Origin of the sequence: Verrucosispora sp. WMMD573 (assembly GCF_027497175.1) — a bacterium.
Lineage (GTDB): Bacteria > Actinomycetota > Actinomycetes > Mycobacteriales > Micromonosporaceae > Micromonospora.
The window spans coordinates 3,235,065-3,253,904 of record NZ_CP114901.1; the positions used below are offsets into that span (position 1 = coordinate 3,235,065).

The 18,840-nt window shown below is 69.8% G+C and carries 20 protein-coding genes and 1 tRNA gene; 9 read left to right on the top strand and 12 right to left on the bottom strand.

Translation table 11 applies throughout. The features are described from left to right. Positions 1 to 104: 104 nt before the first annotated feature. Together O7601_RS14955 and O7601_RS14960 are read right to left on the bottom strand one after the other, a co-directional pair. The gene (locus O7601_RS14955) at positions 105 to 1,949 is read right to left on the bottom strand and encodes a tetratricopeptide repeat protein (RefSeq protein WP_281566727.1); all 1,845 of its coding nucleotides are present in this window, start codon (positions 1,947 to 1,949) and stop codon (positions 105 to 107) included. Positions 1,950 to 2,017: 68 nt separating this feature from the next. Continuing rightward, positions 2,018 to 2,479 carry a MarR family transcriptional regulator gene (locus O7601_RS14960; protein ID WP_281566930.1) on the bottom strand — a complete coding sequence of 154 codons (462 nt, stop codon included), beginning with the start codon at positions 2,477 to 2,479 and terminating at the stop codon, positions 2,018 to 2,020. Between the two features lie 48 nt (positions 2,480 to 2,527). Between O7601_RS14960 and O7601_RS14965 the strand changes: the two genes are divergently transcribed. Then, positions 2,528 to 3,049, top strand: a complete 522-nt coding sequence (locus tag O7601_RS14965) for a VOC family protein (RefSeq protein WP_281566728.1) — start codon at positions 2,528 to 2,530, stop codon at positions 3,047 to 3,049. A gap of 48 nt (positions 3,050 to 3,097) precedes the next feature. Next, positions 3,098 to 3,952: a hypothetical protein gene (locus tag O7601_RS14970; RefSeq protein WP_281566729.1), complete on the top strand. Its 855-nt coding sequence runs from the start codon at positions 3,098 to 3,100 to the stop codon at positions 3,950 to 3,952. A 69-nt stretch (positions 3,953 to 4,021) separates the two neighbouring features. Here O7601_RS14970 and O7601_RS14975 read toward each other — a convergent pair whose 3' ends face one another. The 4 genes from O7601_RS14975 to O7601_RS14990 form a co-directional block, all read right to left on the bottom strand. Then, a complete protein-coding gene (locus O7601_RS14975) occupies positions 4,022 to 4,195 on the bottom strand; it encodes a DUF4236 domain-containing protein (RefSeq protein ID WP_093402924.1) in 174 nt (57 codons plus the stop codon). 87 nt (positions 4,196 to 4,282) lie between these two features. Beyond that, positions 4,283 to 4,795, bottom strand: a complete 513-nt coding sequence (locus O7601_RS14980; RefSeq protein ID WP_281566730.1) for a GNAT family N-acetyltransferase — start codon at positions 4,793 to 4,795, stop codon at positions 4,283 to 4,285. Continuing rightward, the gene (locus tag O7601_RS14985; protein WP_281566731.1) at positions 4,795 to 5,250 is read right to left on the bottom strand and encodes an Rrf2 family transcriptional regulator; all 456 of its coding nucleotides are present in this window, start codon (positions 5,248 to 5,250) and stop codon (positions 4,795 to 4,797) included. Before O7601_RS14985 ends, O7601_RS14980 begins: the two co-directional genes overlap by 1 nt. Before the next feature lie 79 nt (positions 5,251 to 5,329). Continuing rightward, the gene (locus O7601_RS14990) at positions 5,330 to 6,229 is read right to left on the bottom strand and encodes an AraC family transcriptional regulator (RefSeq protein ID WP_281566732.1); all 900 of its coding nucleotides are present in this window, start codon (positions 6,227 to 6,229) and stop codon (positions 5,330 to 5,332) included. A gap of 213 nt (positions 6,230 to 6,442) precedes the next feature. Here O7601_RS14990 and O7601_RS14995 point away from each other — a divergent pair, with 213 nt between their 5' ends. Continuing rightward, entirely contained in the window at positions 6,443 to 7,219 is a 777-nt protein-coding gene (locus O7601_RS14995) for a glucose 1-dehydrogenase (RefSeq protein WP_281566733.1), read from the top strand. A gap of 214 nt (positions 7,220 to 7,433) precedes the next feature. Here the strand turns inward: O7601_RS14995 and O7601_RS15000 are convergent, their stop codons facing one another. Further along, entirely contained in the window at positions 7,434 to 7,865 is a 432-nt protein-coding gene (locus O7601_RS15000; protein ID WP_007457244.1) for an SsgA family sporulation/cell division regulator, read from the bottom strand. A gap of 297 nt (positions 7,866 to 8,162) precedes the next feature. Between O7601_RS15000 and O7601_RS15005 the strand changes: the two genes are divergently transcribed. Both O7601_RS15005 and O7601_RS15010 read left to right on the top strand, forming a co-directional pair. Next, positions 8,163 to 8,840: a TIGR02611 family protein gene (locus O7601_RS15005; RefSeq protein WP_281566734.1), complete on the top strand. Its 678-nt coding sequence runs from the start codon at positions 8,163 to 8,165 to the stop codon at positions 8,838 to 8,840. Between the two features lie 50 nt (positions 8,841 to 8,890). After that, positions 8,891 to 8,962: transfer RNA gene (locus tag O7601_RS15010), tRNA-Val, on the top strand. Positions 8,963 to 9,038: 76 nt separating this feature from the next. On the opposite strand, the gene O7601_RS15015 is transcribed toward O7601_RS15010, so the two are convergent. The 5 genes from O7601_RS15015 to O7601_RS15035 all read right to left on the bottom strand — a co-directional run bounded on the left by O7601_RS15015 (position 9,039) and on the right by O7601_RS15035 (position 15,304). Next, a complete protein-coding gene (locus tag O7601_RS15015) occupies positions 9,039 to 10,259 on the bottom strand; it encodes a site-specific integrase (protein WP_281566735.1) in 1,221 nt (406 codons plus the stop codon). Continuing rightward, a complete protein-coding gene (locus O7601_RS15020) occupies positions 10,259 to 10,456 on the bottom strand; it encodes an excisionase family DNA-binding protein (RefSeq protein WP_091286483.1) in 198 nt (65 codons plus the stop codon). Before O7601_RS15020 ends, O7601_RS15015 begins: the two co-directional genes overlap by 1 nt. Continuing rightward, the gene (locus O7601_RS15025; RefSeq protein ID WP_281566736.1) at positions 10,453 to 11,997 is read right to left on the bottom strand and encodes a replication initiator; all 1,545 of its coding nucleotides are present in this window, start codon (positions 11,995 to 11,997) and stop codon (positions 10,453 to 10,455) included. The genes O7601_RS15020 and O7601_RS15025 overlap by 4 nt, the downstream gene beginning before the upstream one ends. A gap of 1,069 nt (positions 11,998 to 13,066) precedes the next feature. After that, on the bottom strand, positions 13,067 to 13,486 hold the full coding sequence (locus O7601_RS15030; protein WP_281561754.1) for a hypothetical protein: 420 nt from the start codon (positions 13,484 to 13,486) through the stop codon (positions 13,067 to 13,069). 1,578 nt (positions 13,487 to 15,064) lie between these two features. After that, entirely contained in the window at positions 15,065 to 15,304 is a 240-nt protein-coding gene (locus tag O7601_RS15035; protein WP_169599138.1) for a winged helix-turn-helix domain-containing protein, read from the bottom strand. Between the two features lie 531 nt (positions 15,305 to 15,835). On the opposite strand from O7601_RS15035, the gene O7601_RS15040 reads away from it, so the two are divergent. The 4 genes from O7601_RS15040 (at position 15,836) to O7601_RS15055 (ending at position 18,817) form a co-directional block, all read left to right on the top strand. Next, a complete protein-coding gene (locus tag O7601_RS15040; RefSeq protein WP_281561755.1) occupies positions 15,836 to 16,132 on the top strand; it encodes a hypothetical protein in 297 nt (98 codons plus the stop codon). A 530-nt stretch (positions 16,133 to 16,662) separates the two neighbouring features. Next, positions 16,663 to 17,223 (top strand): alpha/beta fold hydrolase, encoded by a 561-nt coding sequence (locus tag O7601_RS15045; protein WP_281561756.1) that lies wholly within the window; start codon positions 16,663 to 16,665, stop codon positions 17,221 to 17,223. A 347-nt stretch (positions 17,224 to 17,570) separates the two neighbouring features. Beyond that, a complete protein-coding gene (locus tag O7601_RS15050) occupies positions 17,571 to 18,284 on the top strand; it encodes a VOC family protein (protein ID WP_281561757.1) in 714 nt (237 codons plus the stop codon). A 314-nt stretch (positions 18,285 to 18,598) separates the two neighbouring features. After that, entirely contained in the window at positions 18,599 to 18,817 is a 219-nt protein-coding gene (locus tag O7601_RS15055) for a hypothetical protein (RefSeq protein WP_281561758.1), read from the top strand. The last annotated feature ends 23 nt before the right edge of the window (positions 18,818 to 18,840 follow it).

The window sequence follows — 18,840 nt, forward strand, 5'->3', positions numbered from 1 at the left end:
CCTTGACAATCCGTCTCCCGATTAGCTAGAATTCGCATTCAGAACGGCTTTGTTGAGCCGTTCTTTTTTATGCCTGAACTGCCAAAGATAGCGCGCTCCGACGGTCAGCGGCGCTCGGTGCAGACCTCGTCTGAGCGGGCCACGGTCTCGGTGGACCACGCGACCGCGACCGTGAAGCAGTAGTCGAGACTGCGGTTGAGTCCGTAGACAACGAAGCTGTCGCTGCCGGCGGGCAGATCCGCGAACGGGCTCTGCGGCTGGCCGTTCCGGCCACCCGAGACGATCACCGGCCCCTCCGCTCCGGCCGGGTAGGTCCACCGCAACGTCACACTGTCCCGGTTGTCACGCAGCGACAGCCCGGTCGGCGGTGCGCCGGGGGAGGCGGGGGAAGGCTCGCCGGCCGTGGCGGTGGCCGCCGGGGGTGCCGCGCCGCTCGGATCGCCGCTGGCCACCGGTGGCGCCGGATCGCCGCCGCCGACCCGGGACACCCCGGCGATGACCGCCGCGGCACCGAGCAGCACCACGACGACTCCGGCCGCGACGATCAGCACCAGTCGGTTCGGCCGAGCCTCCGACGCCGGTGCGGCGGTGCGGCGTACCGGCACCGGCAGCAGGCGCGACGGCGGCCCCGGGCGTTCCGGCTCGACCCGGCGCAGCCGGTAGACCCCGGGCGCCTGCGGCGTGCCGGTCAGCCCGACCACGTTCGGCGGTACCGCACCGCCCGCCGGTGGCGGCGGCTCGGGATACGGGTTCGGACCGGGTTGGTCGGTCGTCGGCCCGACCCACCAGTCCTCGGGCGGCCCGGCCGGACCGTCGACAGGCTGCCGGGGCGTGGGGACCGCTGAGGCGGTACCGGTGGCCGAGGGATCAGCCGACGGGTACCCGTGGCTCGGGTGGTAGCCCTCCGCCGGGTGCTCCTCCCGGGCGGCGTGGTGAGCCGCCCGCCACGGCTGGTCGTCCTCGTCCGTGGCCCAGGACGGCGCGGCAGCGGCCCCGGAGGGCTGCTCCGGCGGTGGTTCCTCCGATGTCGCCGCCCAGGTCGGGGGCCAGGTGTCGGTCGGCGGCTCGGGGTCGTCTGGCCAGGCGGTCGGTGAACCGGGCGACTCGGCCCCGGTCGGCGGCGACGACGCCGAGGCGGTGTCGTCGTCGGGCAGGCGCGGGTGCGGCCAGGTCGGCGCGGCTGGGATGTCGTCGGCCGGCGGGGTACGGGCGGACGGTACCACCGGTTCCTCCACGCTGACCGGTGGAGTCTCGGCGCAGACGTGGTCCGGGTTGGCCGCCGCCCGGGCGAGCGTGGCCACCTGGGCGGCCAGCGGGTCGTCGGCGGGAAGGTGCTGGCGGGCCAGTTCCCGGGCCAGGGCCAGATTGTCCTGCGCCTCGGCGAACTGGCCACAGTCGCGCTGCATCGAACCGAGCCGGGCGAGCATCTTGATGCCGCTCGGGTGCCCGTCGCCGTAGACCTCCCGGTGCAGCTCCCACGCGTCCTGGAGCCGGTCACGGGCGACCTGGCACTGACCCCGGGCATACTCCACGGTGGCCAGATCGGCGTGCGCGGCGAGCACCCGCAGCGACTCCGGTCCGTCCGACGCGGTCAGCTCGATGATCACTTCCTGGTACAGCCGCGCCGCCCGCGACCAGCTGCCCACCCGGTGCAGCACCGCCGCGAGGGTGGCTGCGGCGGCCACCGTACGCGGATCGGAGCGGCCGTAGAGCCGGCCGCTGGCGGCGTACGCGTAGGCGGCCCAGCCCCGTGCCGAGTGCGGCTCACCGAGCGCGACCAGCACCCGCGCGTGCAGGCTGGCCGCCTCGGCCAACTCGGACGTGGCGTTGGCCGGGCGCGGGTCCGCGCCGGTCAGCGCGTCGGCGAGCAGCCGTTGGGCACCGGCGAGATCGCCGGCGGAGACCAGGTCGTGCGCCTGATCAGTCAGTTCACCGAAGCCGGAAGGCACGCCCCATCGTGCTCATTCAGCGACGTTTAGTACAAGACCCGCGCCGGAGTGGTTCGGTCAGGATCCGGTCACGCTGACCTCAGACGTTCGGCCAGCACCTCGCTGATCCGGCGCAACTGCTCCACCTGCGCCGGGCTGAGGGGGTCGAACAGGTGCCGGCGTACCCCCTCGACGTGGCCGGGCGCGGCGGCGGCCAGCTTCGCGAAACCCTCGTCGGTGAGGTGGGCGATCTGGCCGCGCCGGTCGGTGGGGCACTCCTCGCGACGCACCCAGCCGGCCGCCTCCAGGCGAGCCACCGCATGCGACAGCCGACTGCGCGAGGAGCCGCTGGACTCGGCCAACTCGCTCATCCGCAGCCGACGTTCGGGGGCCTCGGAGAGTCGTACCAGGATCTCGTAGTAGGCGTGCGGCATCCCGGCGTCGCGTTGCAACTCGCGGTCGAGCGTGTCCATCAGCGCCCGGGAGGCGGTCAGGAACGCCCGCCAGGTGCGCTGTTCGTCCGGGTCCAGCCAGCGGGTCATGACCAGCATCATAGCCTGATAGTTGAACACTCAACTAAAGCGGGCTAGCCTTGGCGCATGGGAATCCATCGCCTCAACCACGCCGTCCTCTACGTCAGCGACCTCGACCGCAGCGTCGCCTTCTACCGCGACGTGCTGGGCTTCCGCCGGGTGCCGATGACCCCCGAGGGTTTCCGGGGCGCGGCCTTCCTCCAGGCGCCGGGCTCCACCAACGACCACGACCTCGGCCTGTTCGAGATCGGTGCGGGTGCCGGTCGGTCGACCGCAGGCCGCGCCACCGTCGGCCTTTACCACCTGGCCTGGGAGGTGGACACTCTCGACGAGTTGGCCGCCACCGCCCGGCGGCTGACCGAGGTGGGCGCGTTGGTCGGCACCTCCGACCACGGCACCACCAAGAGCCTCTACGGTCAGGACCCGGACGGGCTGGAGTTCGAGGTGGTCTGGCTGGTGCCCGCCGACCGGCTCGACGACGCCGCCCTCGCCGCCCGGACCAGGATCGGTCGCCTCGACCTGACCGCCGAGATCCAGCGTTACGGCGGCGACACCCGGGGTGGCGTCGGCATCTCGGTCCCCGCGTGACACGCCGCCAGTGCCGGCCGGCGTGACGGGTTGCGGTAGAACGGCAGGATGCCGACCGACGCCGTAGGGCACGCGCCGTTCCTCCGACACCTGGACAGGTGGCTGCCGGCCGCACTGCGCCGCGCCCGGCGAGCCACCATCGCCCTCGGGTACGACGGCAGCGTCCCGGACCTGGCCGAGCAGACCGTACGCCTGGCCGGCGAGCACGCCGCGCGGCCGCGCGGCTGCCGGCTGACCGTGCTCGTGCTCGCCCAGGGCACCGAGGAACTACCGGCCCGACTCGGTGCCGCCGAGGCCGGACTGCCGGCCGAGGTCGCCGTACACCTGATGCCCGGCCCGGCGACCCGGCTGCCGGTGGCGCTGCGGGCGGCCGGCGCGGCGGGCGCGCCGGTGCTGTCCTACCTGGAGGCGGATGATCCGGTGGCGCTCACCGCCGCCGCGACCGGGCGGGGCACCGAGGCGTTCGTGGTCGCCGCGGCGGCGACCGCCCTGCGACCGGGGCTGATCGACGCCGGATTCGCGCTGGCCACCGAGGTCGAGCTGGTCGACGCCGACCGGCGGCTCGGCTTCGGCACCGGCTCGGACCGCAGCCTGGAGGAGCTGAAGGAAACCCTGTGGGCGGGCGGGTTGCGGTTCCGCGACCCGGACGGCGAGCCGCTGTCGCCGGCACTCCCGGCGGACCCGGCGCCACTGGGCCGCGCCCTGCTGGCCGAGCTGACCCGGCACGGCCCGCGCACGGTCACCGAGCTGCGCCGGCACGCGGTGACGGAGACCGCCTACCGGGCGGTGGACGCGGTCCGGGCGCTGTCCGACCTGCTCGACAGCGGCCAAGCGACCCGGTTCCCGCCGGACGGCCGGCTCGGCGGCGACGTGCTCGTCACGCCCGTGCCGTCAAACACCTGACCGCCAACGAGCAGCCGGAGACAGTGCCGGGGCGCCGGGAATGCCGGCGCCCCGCTGAACGTCGGCGCTTCAGGACTTGTCCTGCTTCCAGTGCAGCGGCCCCGGCAGGTCGACGCGGTGTGCCTTGGCCCGCGAGTTCCAGGACCACCGACCGAGCTTGATGCTCCAGGACGAGAAGCCGTTCTGCGTGAAGTGCAGGATGAGCGGCCCGAACTTCTTGCGCTTACGCAACATCACACCCATTGTGGGGCTCCCTTCGAGACTTCCCGTACGGGCTCGAAGATGCCCGTTGCGTCGATTCGCCAAACCAGGCCGAATCCGCAGTGGAGTTCAGTCGCTCGACTGATCGACCAACAACACCCGGGTGATGCTGCCGTTGGACTCGGCGACATCGCGTTCGTGGCCGAAACCGAGCCGCGCCAGCAGGGCCAGTGACGCGCTGTTCTGCTCGTCCACGGTGGCATGGATCCGGGACAGTCCGAGGCAGTCGAACCCGTACCGGAGCAGCTCTCGGACCAACTCCGTGCCCAGACCGCCGCCCCACGCCGGCTTCGCCAGGGCGTACACGATCTCGTGGCCGGACACCTCGTCGGTGGGTTTGATCTCGGCGTGCCCGACGAACCGGCAGGCGCTGCGGACCGCCCACACGTCGAACAGGTCATTGGCGTAGACCTTGCTGAACACCCGCTCGAACAGCGCCTCGGCCGCAGCCGGGGCGAGTGGTCCGTCACCCATGAACCGTCCGACCTCGACGTCGGTGAACAGCGCGACGAAGTCGTCCCGGTCTGTCCGCCGGTACGGCTCCAGCAGCAGTCGCTCGGTCCGCAGGGTGGGGGTGGGCATCAGCGGGGTTCCCAGGCGTCCGGCTGCGTGGTCAGGTTGCGGATGTGGGGCGGCAGTCGACCGTCGATCAGGTCGGCCAGGCTCACCTCGTCGACGACCCGGCGCAGTGCCGCGCGGACCGCCACCCAGAACTCGGGCAGGTGCGCTGCCACCCCTTCGTACCGTGTCTCCTCTGGACGCCGGCCGCGTACGCCGGCCAATGGGCCCTCCGCCGCGCGCAACACCGCGCCGACGGTGACCTCGCCGGGCGGTCGGGCCAGGGTGTAGCCGCCTTCCGCACCGCGCTGGGCCCGGACGATGCCGGCCCGGCGCAGGTCGGCCAGGACCGCCTCCAGGAACTTGCGGGGCATGTCCTGCTCCGCGGCGATGACCTGGGTGGACAGTAACGCCGGGTACGTGGCGGCGAGGCTCAGTGTCGCCCGTACCGCGTAGTCGCCACGCGCCGAGATCTGCACTCCGCCATCATGCCCAATGGGCGGCGGCCGGTGTCGCGTCGAGCCGGCCGGATCGCCCAATGGCGCGTCACGTGCGCTGTCAGGCCCGGTGAACGTCGATTCGGCCGTCCACGGGTGGGCGGGGGCGCACCACAGGTGTCGGCGCGGGCCGCTCGCGGGCGGCCCGGAACGCACCCGGGCTCATACCGACCTCGCGGGTGAAGAACCGGCCGAAGTTCGTCGGTTCGGTGAAGCCGAGCTGTCGGCCGATCCGGGCGATCGGCTCGTCGGTGGCCGCCAGCATCCGGCTGGCCTGGAGCGCGACCCGCTCGTCCACCACCTGTTTCGCGCTGCGCCCGGTGATCGCCAGGCAGGCCCGGGTGAGGGTACGCACCGAGCAGCCCAGCCGGTCGGCGTAGTCCTCGACCCGGCGGCTGGCCTGGTAACTCCGCTCCACCTCGCGGCACAGCCGCCGGAAGGTCTCCTCCTCCGGGCGCGACGTCCGCCTCGCACCGGAGGGCAGCATGCTCAACCGCAGCAGCAGCACGCTCAGTTGATGACGCAACAGGCTGCGGGCGATCCGGGTGTCCCGGTGCCGGCCGGCGTCCACGGTCAGCTGGCTGACCTCGTTGATGATCGCGTCCTCGTCCTCACCGGCGAGCTGGAACCAGATCGGCACCTCCTCGGCGTCGACGTCGAGCCCGTGCAGCGCCTCCGGATGCCAGCGGACCACCGTGGCGTCCAGCTGGGGCACGGCGCAGCGCAGCACCTGGCCGGGCCGGATCCGCAGCAGCGTGCCGGGCCGGCACGGCAGGGCACGAAAATCCACCTCGGCGATCCCGTGACCACTCGTGGTCAGCACGATCAGCTCGCTGTCCAGCAGCACCGGTCGTCGCCACCCGGAATCGGGTGCGAGATCGCCGAGGGTGATCGTGTCGATCTCGGCCGGGCTGGCGGCAGCATCGGACAGCGCCGTGGCTAGGTGACCGGAAGGGACCATCACCTGCGACGTTAGCCCGAGGTTGGCTCGTACGCATCCCTCGCCACCCGGGTATCGCGAGGTCGCGGTGCCGCTGGGCGCACAGGGTTGTCCCCGATGCGGCAGGACGGTTAGGTTACTGATCGGTAGTGACCTGGTCGTCGTGGCGCCCGTGCGGTCCGTGACGGCGGCCCCGACACCGGCTGTCCCAGGCCGGGGACGCAAGGGGATGGCATGAAGGATCTGTTCTCCGTCGAGGGCAAGACCGTCCTGGTCACCGGCGGCTCCCGGGGCATCGGCCTGATGATCGCCCGGGGCTTCGTCACCGCCGGTGCGCACGTCATCATCTCCTCCCGCAAGGCCGATGTCTGCGAGGCGGTGGCCAAGGAGTTGTCCGCGCACGGCAGCTGCGAGGCGATCCCCGCCGACCTGGGCCGCGACGAGGGCGTGCAGCAGCTGGCCGCCAGCGTTCAGGATCGGGCCGACAAGCTGGACGTACTTGTCAACAACGCCGGCGCCACCTGGGGCGCGCCGCTGGAGAGCTACCCGGAGAGCGCGTTCGACAAGTTGTGGGCGGTGAACGTCAAGTCCGTCTTCCGGCTGACCACCGCCCTGCTGCCGGCCCTGCGCGCCGCAGCGGGTCCCGACGACCCGGCGCGGGTGATCAACATCGGCTCCATCGACGGCATCCGGGTGCCGCTCATGGAGGTGTACGCCTACTCGGCCACCAAGGCGGCGGTGCACATGCTGACCCGCAGCCTGGCTCACCAGCTGGCCGGCGAACAGATCACCGTGAACGCGATCGCCCCCGGACCGTTCGAGAGCAAGATGATGGCGTTCGCGCTCGACGACCCCGGCTCCCGGTCCGCCATCGAGGCCCAGGTCCCGCTCGGCCGCATCGGCCGCCCCGAGGACATGGCCGGCACCGCGATCTACCTCGCCTCCCGAGCCGGCGCCTACCTCACCGGCGCGGTGATCCCGGTAGACGGCGGCCTGACCACCCACGGCTGACCGCTCCCGCCCTCGCCTCCCCGCTTTGTCTCGCGGCTCGTCTTCCCGGGTGTCTCGTCGATCATGCAGTTGAGGTACTTGCCATAACGGGCAAAGATGCGGATACCACGTGCCACAACTGCATGATCGACGAGGCGGTGGGTGGTAGCGAGACGGAGGATAGGCGGGGGCCGCGCGAACTCGGCAGATTCGCGCGGCCCCGGTTGTCGATCTGTCAGCGACCGGCGAGCAGCCGGTTCACCGCGGTGTCGACGTCCAGGTGCTCGGCCTCCCGGCCGCGCGGAACGACGACGTAGGTCCGCCGCAGGAAGCGCACCAGCACGCTGCGGGGTACCTCGAACAGGGCGTTGCCGTCCGGCGACGACAGCGCCAGCGCGACGAAGTCGCCGCGCGGGGTGGCCCAGGGCCAGACCCGTACGTCCCCGATGCCGGCCGGCTCGTCCAGCCCGGTGACCAGCAGTTCGCGGGCGAAGGACCAGCTCACCGCCTCGCCGCCAGCCGATTCGGCATGAAACAGGACATGGACCGCATACGGGTCCGCAGGGTCGTAGCGCAGACTGGCGCGCACCGGCAAGGCGGTGGCGTCAGGTGCGACGAGCCTTAGCGACGTCTCGACCTCTACGGTCGTCGGTCGGATGACACTCATGAACGTTCTCCCCCCGGCACCGCTGCGGAACGCGCGTGTCCCGCTTTTCCCATACTCAGCCGCTACTCCTGGCTACGCTCCGCCATGCGCTGACTTCACCCAGTGGTGGGAAGGGGGTCGGAAGGGCCTCGCGAACGTGAACGTTCATGTAGGATTTCCGATTCTGCCCAGTGGGTTCATCCTGCCCGGCATCGGGTTTGTTGAGTCGTCGACTTACTCCGGTAACGTCCAGTCGGCGGTTGCAGTGACGGGCCCGCGCCACACTGGGGCGTGAAATGGTCGCGGACGCCATCCTCAGTGGATGCGCTGACCCGGCGAGACCCGTCGAACGTCGCGGTCCGCACAGCCGAACAGCGGGGGTACGGGGTGCCGAAGAAGCGGAGAAGCCGGCACGGTCGGTCAGTGATCGACCGCGGTCGGGTAGGTGAACGCGGCGCGGCAGCCGTCCGGGTGCGCAACGGACGGGGCTACCCGGGGGGAAGTCGGGATAGATCGACCGGGACGGGGCATCGTGGGGAGATGACCGGTGGTGCGCAGCGCAAGGGGGGTGGTGTCGCCGTGTCCGAGCGGCGCGACCCGCCAGCGTGGCGGCAGCGGATAACCACCACCCTCGCCCTGATCCGAGCCAACCCCACCGGCCGAATCGCACTGAAGATCATCTTCGGGGTGCTCGGCGCCCTCGTGGTCACCATCGGCATCGCCCTCATCCCGCTGCCCGGCCCCGGCTGGCTGCTGGTGATCGCCGGCCTCGGCATCTGGGCCGTGGAATTCCACTGGGCCAAGCGCCTGCTCGCCTTCACCCGCCGCCACGTCCACGGCTGGACAGCCTGGGTGAAGAAGCAGTCACTGCCCGTACGCCTGGTGATCGGCTCGGTCGGCCTCGTCTTCGTCGGCGCCGTCGCCCTGCTGTCGATCAAGTACAGCCTCGGCATCGACGTGATCGCCCAGGTGCTGCACTACCTCGCGACCCACTGACCCCGGGTTCGCGGTCCGCGCGCCGGATCGGGTAGAGTCATCCGCGCTGAGGGCGATTAGCTCAGCGGGAGAGCGCTTCGTTCACACCGAAGAGGTCACTGGTTCGATCCCAGTATCGCCCACGCAGCTCAGGCCACTTCCCAGCTTCGGGAGGTGGCCTTTCTGCTGCCCGTACAGCAGCGAAGTACAGCAGCACGGCTATTGCGCGAGTGAATCGCCGAGGCGCTTGAGGGCGTCCCGGGTCGCCTTGGATGAGACCTGGGTGTAGATCTCCATCGTTACGGAGAAGCGGGCGTGCCGGAGGATCTGCATGGCGACTCGCGGGTGGACGTCGAGGTCGGCCAGGAGGGTGGCGCAGGTCCGCCGCGCGTCGTGCACAGTGATCGGCTTCGTTGCGGCCTTGTCGCAGCGGGTCTGCCAGGAACGCTGAAAGTTGCGCGGCTCGATGGGTGTGCCGTAGCGGGTGGTGAACACCAGGTCGTTGTCGTGCCACGCCTTGCCGGCGGCTGCTCGTGCCTCGTCGCGTTGTTGCTGTCTGAGCTTGAGAGCGGTCAGGCAGATGTCGGGCAGGGGCAGGGTGGCGTCGGACGCCTGGGTCTTGGTGTCGCGGTGAAGGAGTTGCCCGCGTACGCGTTGCAGTTGCCGGCCGATGGTCAGCTCTCCGGCGTCGAGGTCGACGTCGGCCCAGGTGAGGCCGAGGGCTTCGCCTTTACGTAGGCCGGTGACGAGGACCAGGGCGTACGCGGCGTAGAGCGGATCGGCGTCGGCGCGGGCGGATTCGAGGAACCTACGGGCCTCGTCGCTGGACCAGGACTTGCCCCGCCGCCGGCGGACGGTGGCGAGGGTGACCGGGACGGCCGGGTTGCGGGTGATGAGGTCTTCGGCCTGGGCGTGGGTGAGGGCGGCCCGCAGCGCGGCCCGGATGTCGCTGACCGTGCGCGTCGACGGGACCGCCTGACAGCACCGGCCGACCGCGCAGCAGCGCCGCTTCTCCTTGCGGCGGGCGGCGTCCTTGCCCTGGGCGCAGCACTGGCAGGTGCGAGCCACCTGGTTGAGCCAGGTCTGCACGTCGCGTGCCTGGAGCCGGTCGAGTCGCTTGGTGCCGAGGCCGGGGGAGAGGTAGCGACGGACGAACGTCTCGTAGGTGGCGAAGGTCAGCGGCGCCCGGTTCGGCTCGATGATCTCGGTCAGCCAGTAGGCGAGGAAGCTGCCGACGGTCGGCACGCTGGTCGCCACGGGTCCGGCCTTGGCCTGTTGGTGCAGTTTGATCCACTTGTCGTGGACGGCGTCGCGGGTCTTGCCGTAGACGTACTTGCGGGTGCGCTTGCCGTCGGGCTTGGTGACCCAGACGTACGCGGCGAAGCCGTTGCGGTAGGGGAAGATCGAGCCTTCGCCGTTGGCGCGGGCGCGGGCGGGCATCAGGCGGCCTCCTGCCGGTCGATCTGCTCGCGGATGTAGTCGTCGACCCATTCGGGGAGGATGCGGCGGTACTTGCCGTCCTTGATGGAACGCAGTTCACCGGTGGCGATCTTCATCTTGACCTTGGAGATGCCGAAGCCGAGTAGGACGGCGACCTCGGCGGGGGAGTACCAGCGTGGGGTGAGGGGTCGGGTCATGCCGCCACCCCCGACCACAGCTCGTGGGCGAGTTCCTCCCGGCCGACGCGGCGGCGTTCCCGGTGCTGGGCGGCGGCGGTGTTGGCGAGCAGTGCGTCCCCGTCGGTCAGCCATCCGGAGCCGACGAAGGCCAGGGTGCCGACGGTGACGGAGCCGTCATCGGCGCGGCGGTAGGTGGCGCGGGTGTCGCGGAGCAGCCCGAAGGTGACCGAGTAGCGGCGGGCCTTAGTGAGGAAGTGCCCGCCGTAGCCGAGCATGTGCGCCCACCGTCGCAGCCCGCCGTAGGGATGGAGTGTGGTGTCAAGGTCGCCTTGACGGTCCTCGGCCTGGGAAGCGGTGTCGCTGGTGCGGTGCCGGGTGGGGCGGCCGAGTCGCCAGCAGGCGTCGATGAGCCGGGCCAGGTGGTCGCCCTCCGGATCGGCGTAGGAGTCGACGGTGCCCGGGGTGAGTCGGGTGGAGCAGTGGCCGGTGACCTCGGTGGCCTTGGTGGCGTACTTGGCCAGGTAGGCGGCCACCCTGGCGTCGGTCACGTCCCCGTCGCCGGTGCCGATGCGGCGCACGTCGACCTGCTCGCCCCAGGCGATCGCCCAACCCTGTGGCCGGTCGGGATGCGGCGGGGTGGCGAAGGTGATCTGCCGGGCGGCGGCGTGCACGGCGGCGTCGAGGTCGTCCACGGTGATCCCGGCCGGTGGCGGGACCAGGGCGTGCCGGTCACCGGGGTCGACCCCGTCGAGACGCAGCAGGACATGGAAGTGCACCGCGCCCCGGCGCTGCATCTCGGCGACCTTCCCGTGCGACACCCGCACTGGCGGCACCCGCCGAACCCGGCCCGAGTCGGTGACGACCTCGACCCTCGGGATGCCGCGTCGGCGGCAGAGGGCGGCGAGCTGGCGTTCGACAGCCTGCTTGGTGCGTCGCCACAGCTCACCGGCGAAGACGTTCCAGATGACCTGGTGATCGTGGTCGTAGCAGTCCAGGCAGAGCGGCCGACCGAGCTGCGGATCGGCACCGTCGTGACGGACGAAGCAGGCCCCGGGCCGCCCGTGCGGGCAGGTGACAGCGTCACGGCGGGCGTGGCAGGGGGCCGGTCGGCAGTCGCAGTGCCGCCGGTCGGCACAGGTGTGGAGGGGTACGTTCCGGTGGTGGACCGGGCCGAACGACGGCGCGGTGAAGGTGGCGAAGACGACCGGGTGCCGGGACACCGAGGCGGGGACGGTCTTGCCGCCGGTCAAGCCACAACGGACGACCTGGAAGGCATCACCGGCGTAGACCCAGGAGCAGTCCGCGCACTGGGCGGCACGCCGGTTGCCGCACGCCTTGTAGAGCACCCGATCGGGCAACTCGTCGGTGTGCTGCTCGCCCAGGACCCGCCCGGTGTCCCGGTCGACGGCGGTCATGGTGCCGGTCAGCCGGATCGGACGGGCACAACCCCCGGCGGTCCGGGTGTGCTCCAACCAGCCGAAGTAGTCAGGGATGGCGGCCCGGTGCAGGGCCTGGGCGTCACGTCCGGCGGCGACGCCGGGACGGTGCAGGGTGGACACGATCTCTCCTCAGGGCGGGTGGCAGGGACGGGCGACGAAACGCCACCGGTGGCCGGATCGCTGTCCGTAGGTGGTGTTCGTGGTGTCTCCTGGCACCGCCGTGGAGGGCGGCTGACGCCGGAGGGCGGGTGTGGCTGACCGCCGTTGGGGTGTGGTCCTTCCGGTTGCCGTGCTGGGTGAGGCCGGGACGGGCGGGGTGCCTGGAGGTCGGCATCCGGCGGGTTGCCGCAGGCGAGCCCCACCCGTCGAGGGAATGCGAATCCGGGCCATCGTGACGGCGGGAAGGCCGTGCTGGGCCACTCAGCGGATTCCGGGCCGACATCGCGGCCAGAGGTGATCGAGAACCGGCGGGATCTGGCCCGCATCAGCGGCAGGACGGCCGCTCAGCAACTCCGTGGTCGAGCCCAGCGATCCGGCAGGAAGGCCGCACTGGCGTGCTCGACGACCGCCAGAGTAGCACCGGGTACCGACGCGTCAACCCGTCGTGAACCTCGGTGCCGAGCTGGTCCGGACCGGCTGCCGGGTGGTGTGGGAGGACTTTCTGTACGTCTATCAAGGCGGCCCTTGACGGGCCGCACGCGCCGCCGATTGGGCGTCGCGCTGCGCAGCGGGCAAGCCCAAAGCTGCGCAGCACGCCCAGTGCCCATCGGCTGGCGCGGAGAGCGGGAACCCCGGACCGCCGCAGACGGTAGCGGCAAAAGGGTGGTCGAGGTCCGTGGGCCGGCAGCCGGCCGGGACGCGGCGGCCGTCGCACCGCCGCGCCGTAGGTCGAGTCACCGCCGGCCGTGGTGGGGATGCGGCGCGGAGGATGCGGGGCCGCCCCTCCAGCCTCAAGGGTGCTTCGCATCGCTGCGCGACGGCCCTGCGGGCCGCCCTTGACCCCGGAGCCTCTGCGACCCCTCGGGCCGGCGTTGCCGGCAGGCGGGGGCCTGCCCGTGATGCTCGCGCCGCATCCCCACCACGGCCTCGTCGCGGCACCGCCATTGTCCGGTGCGCGCCCCAGAGCATCCGTCAAGGTGGCCTTGACGCCACCGACAGTCACCGGGTCAGACTGCGGAAGCAGGGTCGGCTACGCCCACTCCTCACCGTTCGGCTCGTTCGGTGGCTCGGCGTAATCCTCATTGCGGGACGCCGGCTGAGGCGGTTTCGGCGCGGTGAGCTTGTGCAGCTTCAGTCGGGACGAGATCCCGCCAACGTTCCTGCCGAACTCGGAACAGAGTTCAGCCATAGAGGCACCCTCATGGAAACGGCGGATCAGGCGACGGTCGTCGTCGGCAGTCCACGGCTCAAAGGCGTTGGGGTAGTCCTTCCGGATCTCGTCGAGGTCAAGGCTGGCGTGCGGTGTAGCCAGTCCGAGCGTCACCGCAACACCGCCGACCGTGGTCGTGATCGCCTTCGTCACCGTGAGGAGATCGGCTCGCCGCAGAGTGCCAGTCATCAGGCCGACAGTCTGCCCCTGGTCGTCAATGGCATCAAAGCGCACGTGCACCGTCTCACCTGCTGCGGTGACTTGCAGGGTGCAGCGACAGCCGTTAATCCATATGTCACGGACGGTCTCAGTTCGGTCCGGAGGAACTTCCTGAGCAGGGGCAACATCATGCCGCGTCCCTGGTGTCATCAGTCGTCTCCGCCAGCCCAGAGCGAGACGCCACAGTCGTGATCCTCTTTGTGCCTCTGGTCGCACACGAGCCGCTGATGGCCGGTGACGACGCAACGCGGGATCGCGCACCGCTCACCGTGTGGCTCCCCGCGTCCGTGAGAGCAGTAGCGGCATCGACCGTGCTCGTCACGGTCACTTGTGACGCCATCGTCGACCAACCCGGACGCCTCCAGCGCGTGGTACATGCGAAGGAGCAAGTTCTCTCGGGAACCATGCCCGGCAATCGTTGGAGCCTCAGCGTAGGACGCGACTGCCAGTCGTTCGGCGATCACGTATCCGTTGGGGTGGGTCATACAACGATGCTAGGCGATGTCACCTAGTGCGTCATGATTGCAACTGTGGGTGCTGGCTCGTCGAGCCGCCAACGCGCTACAACCCATGGTGCTTCCGGAGCGCCTCGCCAGCTTTCCAGCGACGATGATGTGCTTGACGGCATCCATCCGAGCAGTAGAGCGCATCCCGTCGGCGCAACCGAAGCTTCGGCGACAGCGGGCGCATCCAACCGCCGCAGTAGTCGCATCGCTCGCGGTTGCGATCGGAGATCCGCACGCGATGCTGTGACCGTCGCCACGACGCAACCCGGCACTTAGGGGAACAGTACTGAGCATTCGGGCGCGCGTCGCTCGGTATCAGCTTGTAGCAGAAGCCATTTGCGCAAAGTTGATCAGGACGCTGAGGCACCTCGGCAGGGTAGCAAATCATCACACCTCAGTGATACGGAACAGATTGACTTGCGACGATGAAATCTCATCGTTCGGGCTGGTCTACGCATGATCAGGAAGGCTGTGTATGGTTGACTACGCGCGTGCGTGCACGCGATCGCGAGGAGTAGACTCTTTCCTACGCTGGTCCCGCCGCTCGTCGAGTGGCTCCGAGATGGTGGGCCAGCTTTCGCGATCTTGCCGCACAGCCAACCCCCCCCCATCCGGATAGCCGGATGCGGAGAGGGGGTGACTGGTGGACGAACTGTTCCGGCAGCTCGGCGAGACAATCCGGGAAGCCTCGGGTGACTGGGCCCGGATCGCTCGACTGAGTGTCCTGCTTGCGGTTGCAGCCGCTTGCTGGACCTGCTTTCACCTGCTGACCAGGTAAGGGTAGTAGTGAGGGTATGCGCCGCCCTGCGTCTTTGCCAAGGCGGCGCAGACCTTCCTTCCCTCTTCGAGGGAGAGTTTTTCCAGGGTGCGGCTGGAGCGTCGCCTACTTGTAGCCGGGAACTGCTGATGGTGCCCTCCGGCGTCGATACTGTCGACAGCAGCGCTGACAGCAACCGGCCGAGACGGGGGCGGCCTCGGGCAGCCAAGCGCGGACAGACCCTCCGAGGTGGCAGACATGGACAGACCCTGCCGGACGGAGCGCCCAGAACTTACAAGCGAGGGATCCATTCCGAACAGGTTGGGTGTAGGAGCGTCACTCGGCGACGAAGACACCGACCCCTGGCAGCGTCTCGGTCATTCCCTTGATCCGTAGTACCTGCATGGCGCGGTCGATCACCGGCTCGGTGACCTCGTAGTGCTCGATCAGCTCTCGTCGGCTGGGCAGCTTGGAGCCCGGTGGGAACTCGCCGGATGCGATGCGTTCAGCGAGGTCGTCGGCGATCTGCTCGTAGCGGTAACGCGGTGGCACGTGGTTCTCCTCGGTTGGCAACACGAGTAGACCACCTACGTCAGCCCTTGACTACCCAACGCTACCCATGGGTGGTTGGCGGGGAGGTCGATTCCCTCGGTTGGCGCTGTTGGACCGTCCTCGCCGACGTGGATGTCCGGCGCATTCCCCCGCGCTCGGGCATCCACGTCTTCAAGTAGCTGCGGCACAAGGAGGTGGCAGTGCTCCCTTCGACAGGGCCGAGAGGAACGCTCATGGGCCGGGTACGCAACGAGCCGGTCAATCGGGTCTCCTACGACGAGTACGTCCTAGCCGTTGCGCTGACCCTCGCCCGCCGACATCGGCCAGTGTGGTCCTGGCAGCACTGGCGGCGCATCTGCCAGTGCGGAGCCGACCTGCCGTGCCGTGCCCGGCACCGAATACCGATCAATCGTGGGCACTGGCCGCAGGCGGGTGAGCAATGAGCGGCGGATCGGAGTGGGTAATCCTCGCGGCGCATGTTCAAGGGCTCACCGGCTTGTGTGTCGGTTGCCGGGTAGCTCACGCGAGCGTCGTCCGACTTCGTGGCGGTGCGCGATGACCACCCACGGCCCGGTCATGCCGATCTGGAGCTGCGGCGGCTGTGACCTGCCGTGGCCGTGTCCGACGCGGCGGCGGGAGCTGCGCGCGGAGTACGTGGACGCGCCGGTGTCGCTGGCTCTCTACCTCGGTGCCTATCTCGTCCAGGCCGCCGAGGACCTGCCCTGGGCACCCGCCGGCGCGCTGCACCGCCGCTTCGTCGGCTGGACGCGGCAGCCGGCGGAAGTACAGCAGCGGAGTACAGCAACCGTGCCGACCGGACCCGACCGGAACGGGCGTCACCAGGCCGGATGACCTCGCATCGAGCCCGATCCGACCGGCCTGCCGTGAGTTCACACCGAAGAGGTCGGCTTCCTCGGGGGATGGGCTCGCGCTACCACTTCTCTCGCCACCACACCGCAAGCATTCCCACGGCCCCTACGAAGGGGTCAACAGGGTCCGCCTCGACGTACCGCTCGGTCCCATGCGACAGGGCGTAGTCACTGGTCGCTTAGGAAGTGACCCTGGGGGTAGATCAAGCTGATTCCCAAGCTGATGGTGACTCGCCGGCATCTATAGACTGGCATGCATTAGCGCAAGGCGGCTGACCTGTTGGAAGAGCGGATCCAGCTCCAGTTCGACGGTGTGCCGCGAGAGGAACAGCCGGCGCCCCGGAGGGTGGTCGGTCGGGTGGTTGTCCACCGGCCCCGACGGCTCATGATCGCCGCCTGACACGGCAACCAACGAGATCCTGGGCTGTCAGTTCGTCTGGGCGCTGCGGTCGTTGCCTCAGCCACGACTTTGGTCCTGCACGAGTCCCGGGGCCGCGGCCTAACCTACTGAGCATGACGCGTTACCTTGTCGTGCCCGGTCGAGGAATTCCACTCCCTGGCCACTGGTCGCGCACTTGGGTCAGGGAGATCCCGGAGTTTCAATGGGCGCCTGAACCGCCAGGGCCGCCGTACGTGGCTGCCGAACGGGTCGCCGCGCTGCACGCTGCCGTAAGCGCCGATGGCGAGCCGGTGATCCTCGTGGCGCACAGCGCCGGATGCCTGACCGTCGCTGTCTGGGCCAGCCAACACACCGGTCCCGTCGATGCCGCCCTGCTGGTTACTCCACCGTATCTGGATCCGGACTGGACTCCTGGTCCTGACGAGATCGCCGATGTCTTCATCGATCATGTGCCACGCGAGCCACTGCCCTTTCGTTCGATCTTGGTTGCCAGTCGCAACGACCCACATGCCACGTTCGAGCAGTTCGAGGCGTACGCGCGGGATTGGGGCTCGGAGCTTTTCGACGCGGGCGTGGTCGGGCACCTGGACTCGAAGACTGGGTTCGGTGGGTGGCCCGACGGCGAGCGCCTGGTCCGATCATTGACCAAGCCTGTACGGCCACAACAACGCTGACGCTACCGGGAGCGTGACGCATAGTCCGAACGCTACTACCGACCGTACGACGTGCGCTCATCGCAGTTCGGGACGCGAACCGATGCGACATTCCCGAGGTGCAGGTCCGGGGATTGGTCGCGCGTTCAAAGCCGGCGCATCGACCGTCTGCTACTACTCGGTCGGCTTCGATCTCGCTGCCGTCCGCGCGAGGACGCGTTCTCAGGCGAACTCCCGTGCGGTGGATTCCTCTCGCTGCGATGAACGAGCAACTCGGCGACTAATCGATGAAGCGCTTGCGTCGAGCACCGCGGTGGCGTTCTCGCTGCTGGCGAGTTCGTGTCGGTGGGTTGGGGCAGGATGTGGCCATGACCGTGACAGCCCGCCTGGACCTGGCCATCTTCGACGCCGCGGACATCGACAGGGTCGGCTCGTTCTACGCCGAGTTGGCCGGCTGGGACATCGTCCGTCAGGGTCCTGACCGGTTCGGCGTTCGGACTCCGGACGGTCAGGAGGTCGAATTTCAGCGCGCTCCTGACCATGTCGGGCCGCGGTGGCCCGGGCAGGAGCACCCGCAGCAGTTCCACCTGGACCTGCAGACCGACGATCCCCAGTCGCAGGCCGAGCGGGCCGTCGCCCTCGGTGCGGTCCGGCTGGCCGACGGCCCTACCTGGATCACCCTGGCCGACCCGGCCGGTCATCCCTTCGATCTCTGCCAGGCAGACGGCGTCGGGCCGGTGATGAGGCTGTTCGCGGTGACGATCGACGCCCCTGACGCGTCAGCGCTGGCCCGCTTCTACGCAAGCCTCACCGGTATGGAGGTCACCTACGACGGCCCCGAGGGTGCGCTCGTCGCTGGTGGCGGTAGGAGCCTGATGTTCCAGCAGATCAGCGCCTACAACGCGCCCCGCTGGCCGGATCCGGCGTACCCGCAGCAGGCCCATCTCGACCTTCTCGTCGACGATCTGGACGCAGGCGAGACCCGGGCACTGGAACTGGGCGCCCGCCGGCTCAGCGCCGGCAGTGAGCGCTTCAGAGTCTTCACGGACCCGGCCGGCCACCCGTTCTGCCTGATCCGGTAGCGCACCGGGACCAGCGCCGTCTGGACGGACTTGACGAATTCGTACGGTCACGGCGCACATCCGTCGGGACCTGCGAGCAACTCGCGGCGCACCAGGCTGCCGCACCTCCCGACGACACGCACGACCCACGGTGAGCGCCAGCCGACCGGCAGATGCGGGCTCGGAGCAGCGCGCCCGGGATGGCGTCGGGACGAGGCGGCCGAGCCGATAGAGAACGCGTAGCCGACGCATAAGCGACTCGATGACACTGGCCGTCGACAGGGCGTGGCGCGGAAACCCTGCGTGACGGATCGCCCTGACCAGAAAGGACTGGTATGGCCGACAACAAGATTGCGGATCACACCGCGGGCGGACAGGCCGAGCACTTCCTCGACCTGGACGACCTCGACCTCGCCGGGGTCGACATCGATACCTGGGACAAGACCGCGGGCGGCACCAGCTGGCCCTGCGTCGTACGCACCATCACGGTGGTCACCCGGGCTGCCTGCGGTTCCGCCGACTGTGGCCCGCCCCCGCCCGGTGGCAGCTACTGAGTTCCTGAGGTTGGTTAACGACC

Bases quoted from the DNA above. Each gene is read 5' to 3' on its own strand.
- O7601_RS15040 (WP_281561755.1), top strand. From the start codon at position 15,836: ATGACCACCCACGGCCCGGTCATGCCGATCTGGAGCTGCGGCGGCTGT.
- O7601_RS15020 (WP_091286483.1), bottom strand. From the start codon at position 10,456: ATGACCCGACCCCTCACCCCACGCTGGTACTCCCCCGCCGAGGTCGCC.
- O7601_RS14970 (WP_281566729.1), top strand. From the start codon at position 3,098: ATGCCGACCGACGCCGTAGGGCACGCGCCGTTCCTCCGACACCTGGAC.
- O7601_RS15015 (WP_281566735.1), bottom strand. From the start codon at position 10,259: ATGCCCGCCCGCGCCCGCGCCAACGGCGAAGGCTCGATCTTCCCCTAC.
- O7601_RS15055 (WP_281561758.1), top strand. From the start codon at position 18,599: ATGGCCGACAACAAGATTGCGGATCACACCGCGGGCGGACAGGCCGAG.
- O7601_RS14990 (WP_281566732.1), bottom strand. From the start codon at position 6,229: ATGGTCCCTTCCGGTCACCTAGCCACGGCGCTGTCCGATGCTGCCGCC.
- O7601_RS14975 (WP_093402924.1), bottom strand. From the start codon at position 4,195: ATGGGTGTGATGTTGCGTAAGCGCAAGAAGTTCGGGCCGCTCATCCTG.
- O7601_RS14960 (WP_281566930.1), bottom strand. From the start codon at position 2,479: ATGCTGGTCATGACCCGCTGGCTGGACCCGGACGAACAGCGCACCTGG.
- O7601_RS14980 (WP_281566730.1), bottom strand. From the start codon at position 4,795: ATGCCCACCCCCACCCTGCGGACCGAGCGACTGCTGCTGGAGCCGTAC.
- O7601_RS14995 (WP_281566733.1), top strand. From the start codon at position 6,443: ATGAAGGATCTGTTCTCCGTCGAGGGCAAGACCGTCCTGGTCACCGGC.
- O7601_RS15050 (WP_281561757.1), top strand. From the start codon at position 17,571: ATGACCGTGACAGCCCGCCTGGACCTGGCCATCTTCGACGCCGCGGAC.
- O7601_RS14965 (WP_281566728.1), top strand. From the start codon at position 2,528: ATGGGAATCCATCGCCTCAACCACGCCGTCCTCTACGTCAGCGACCTC.
- O7601_RS15000 (WP_007457244.1), bottom strand. From the start codon at position 7,865: ATGAGTGTCATCCGACCGACGACCGTAGAGGTCGAGACGTCGCTAAGG.
- O7601_RS15045 (WP_281561756.1), top strand. From the start codon at position 16,663: ATGACGCGTTACCTTGTCGTGCCCGGTCGAGGAATTCCACTCCCTGGC.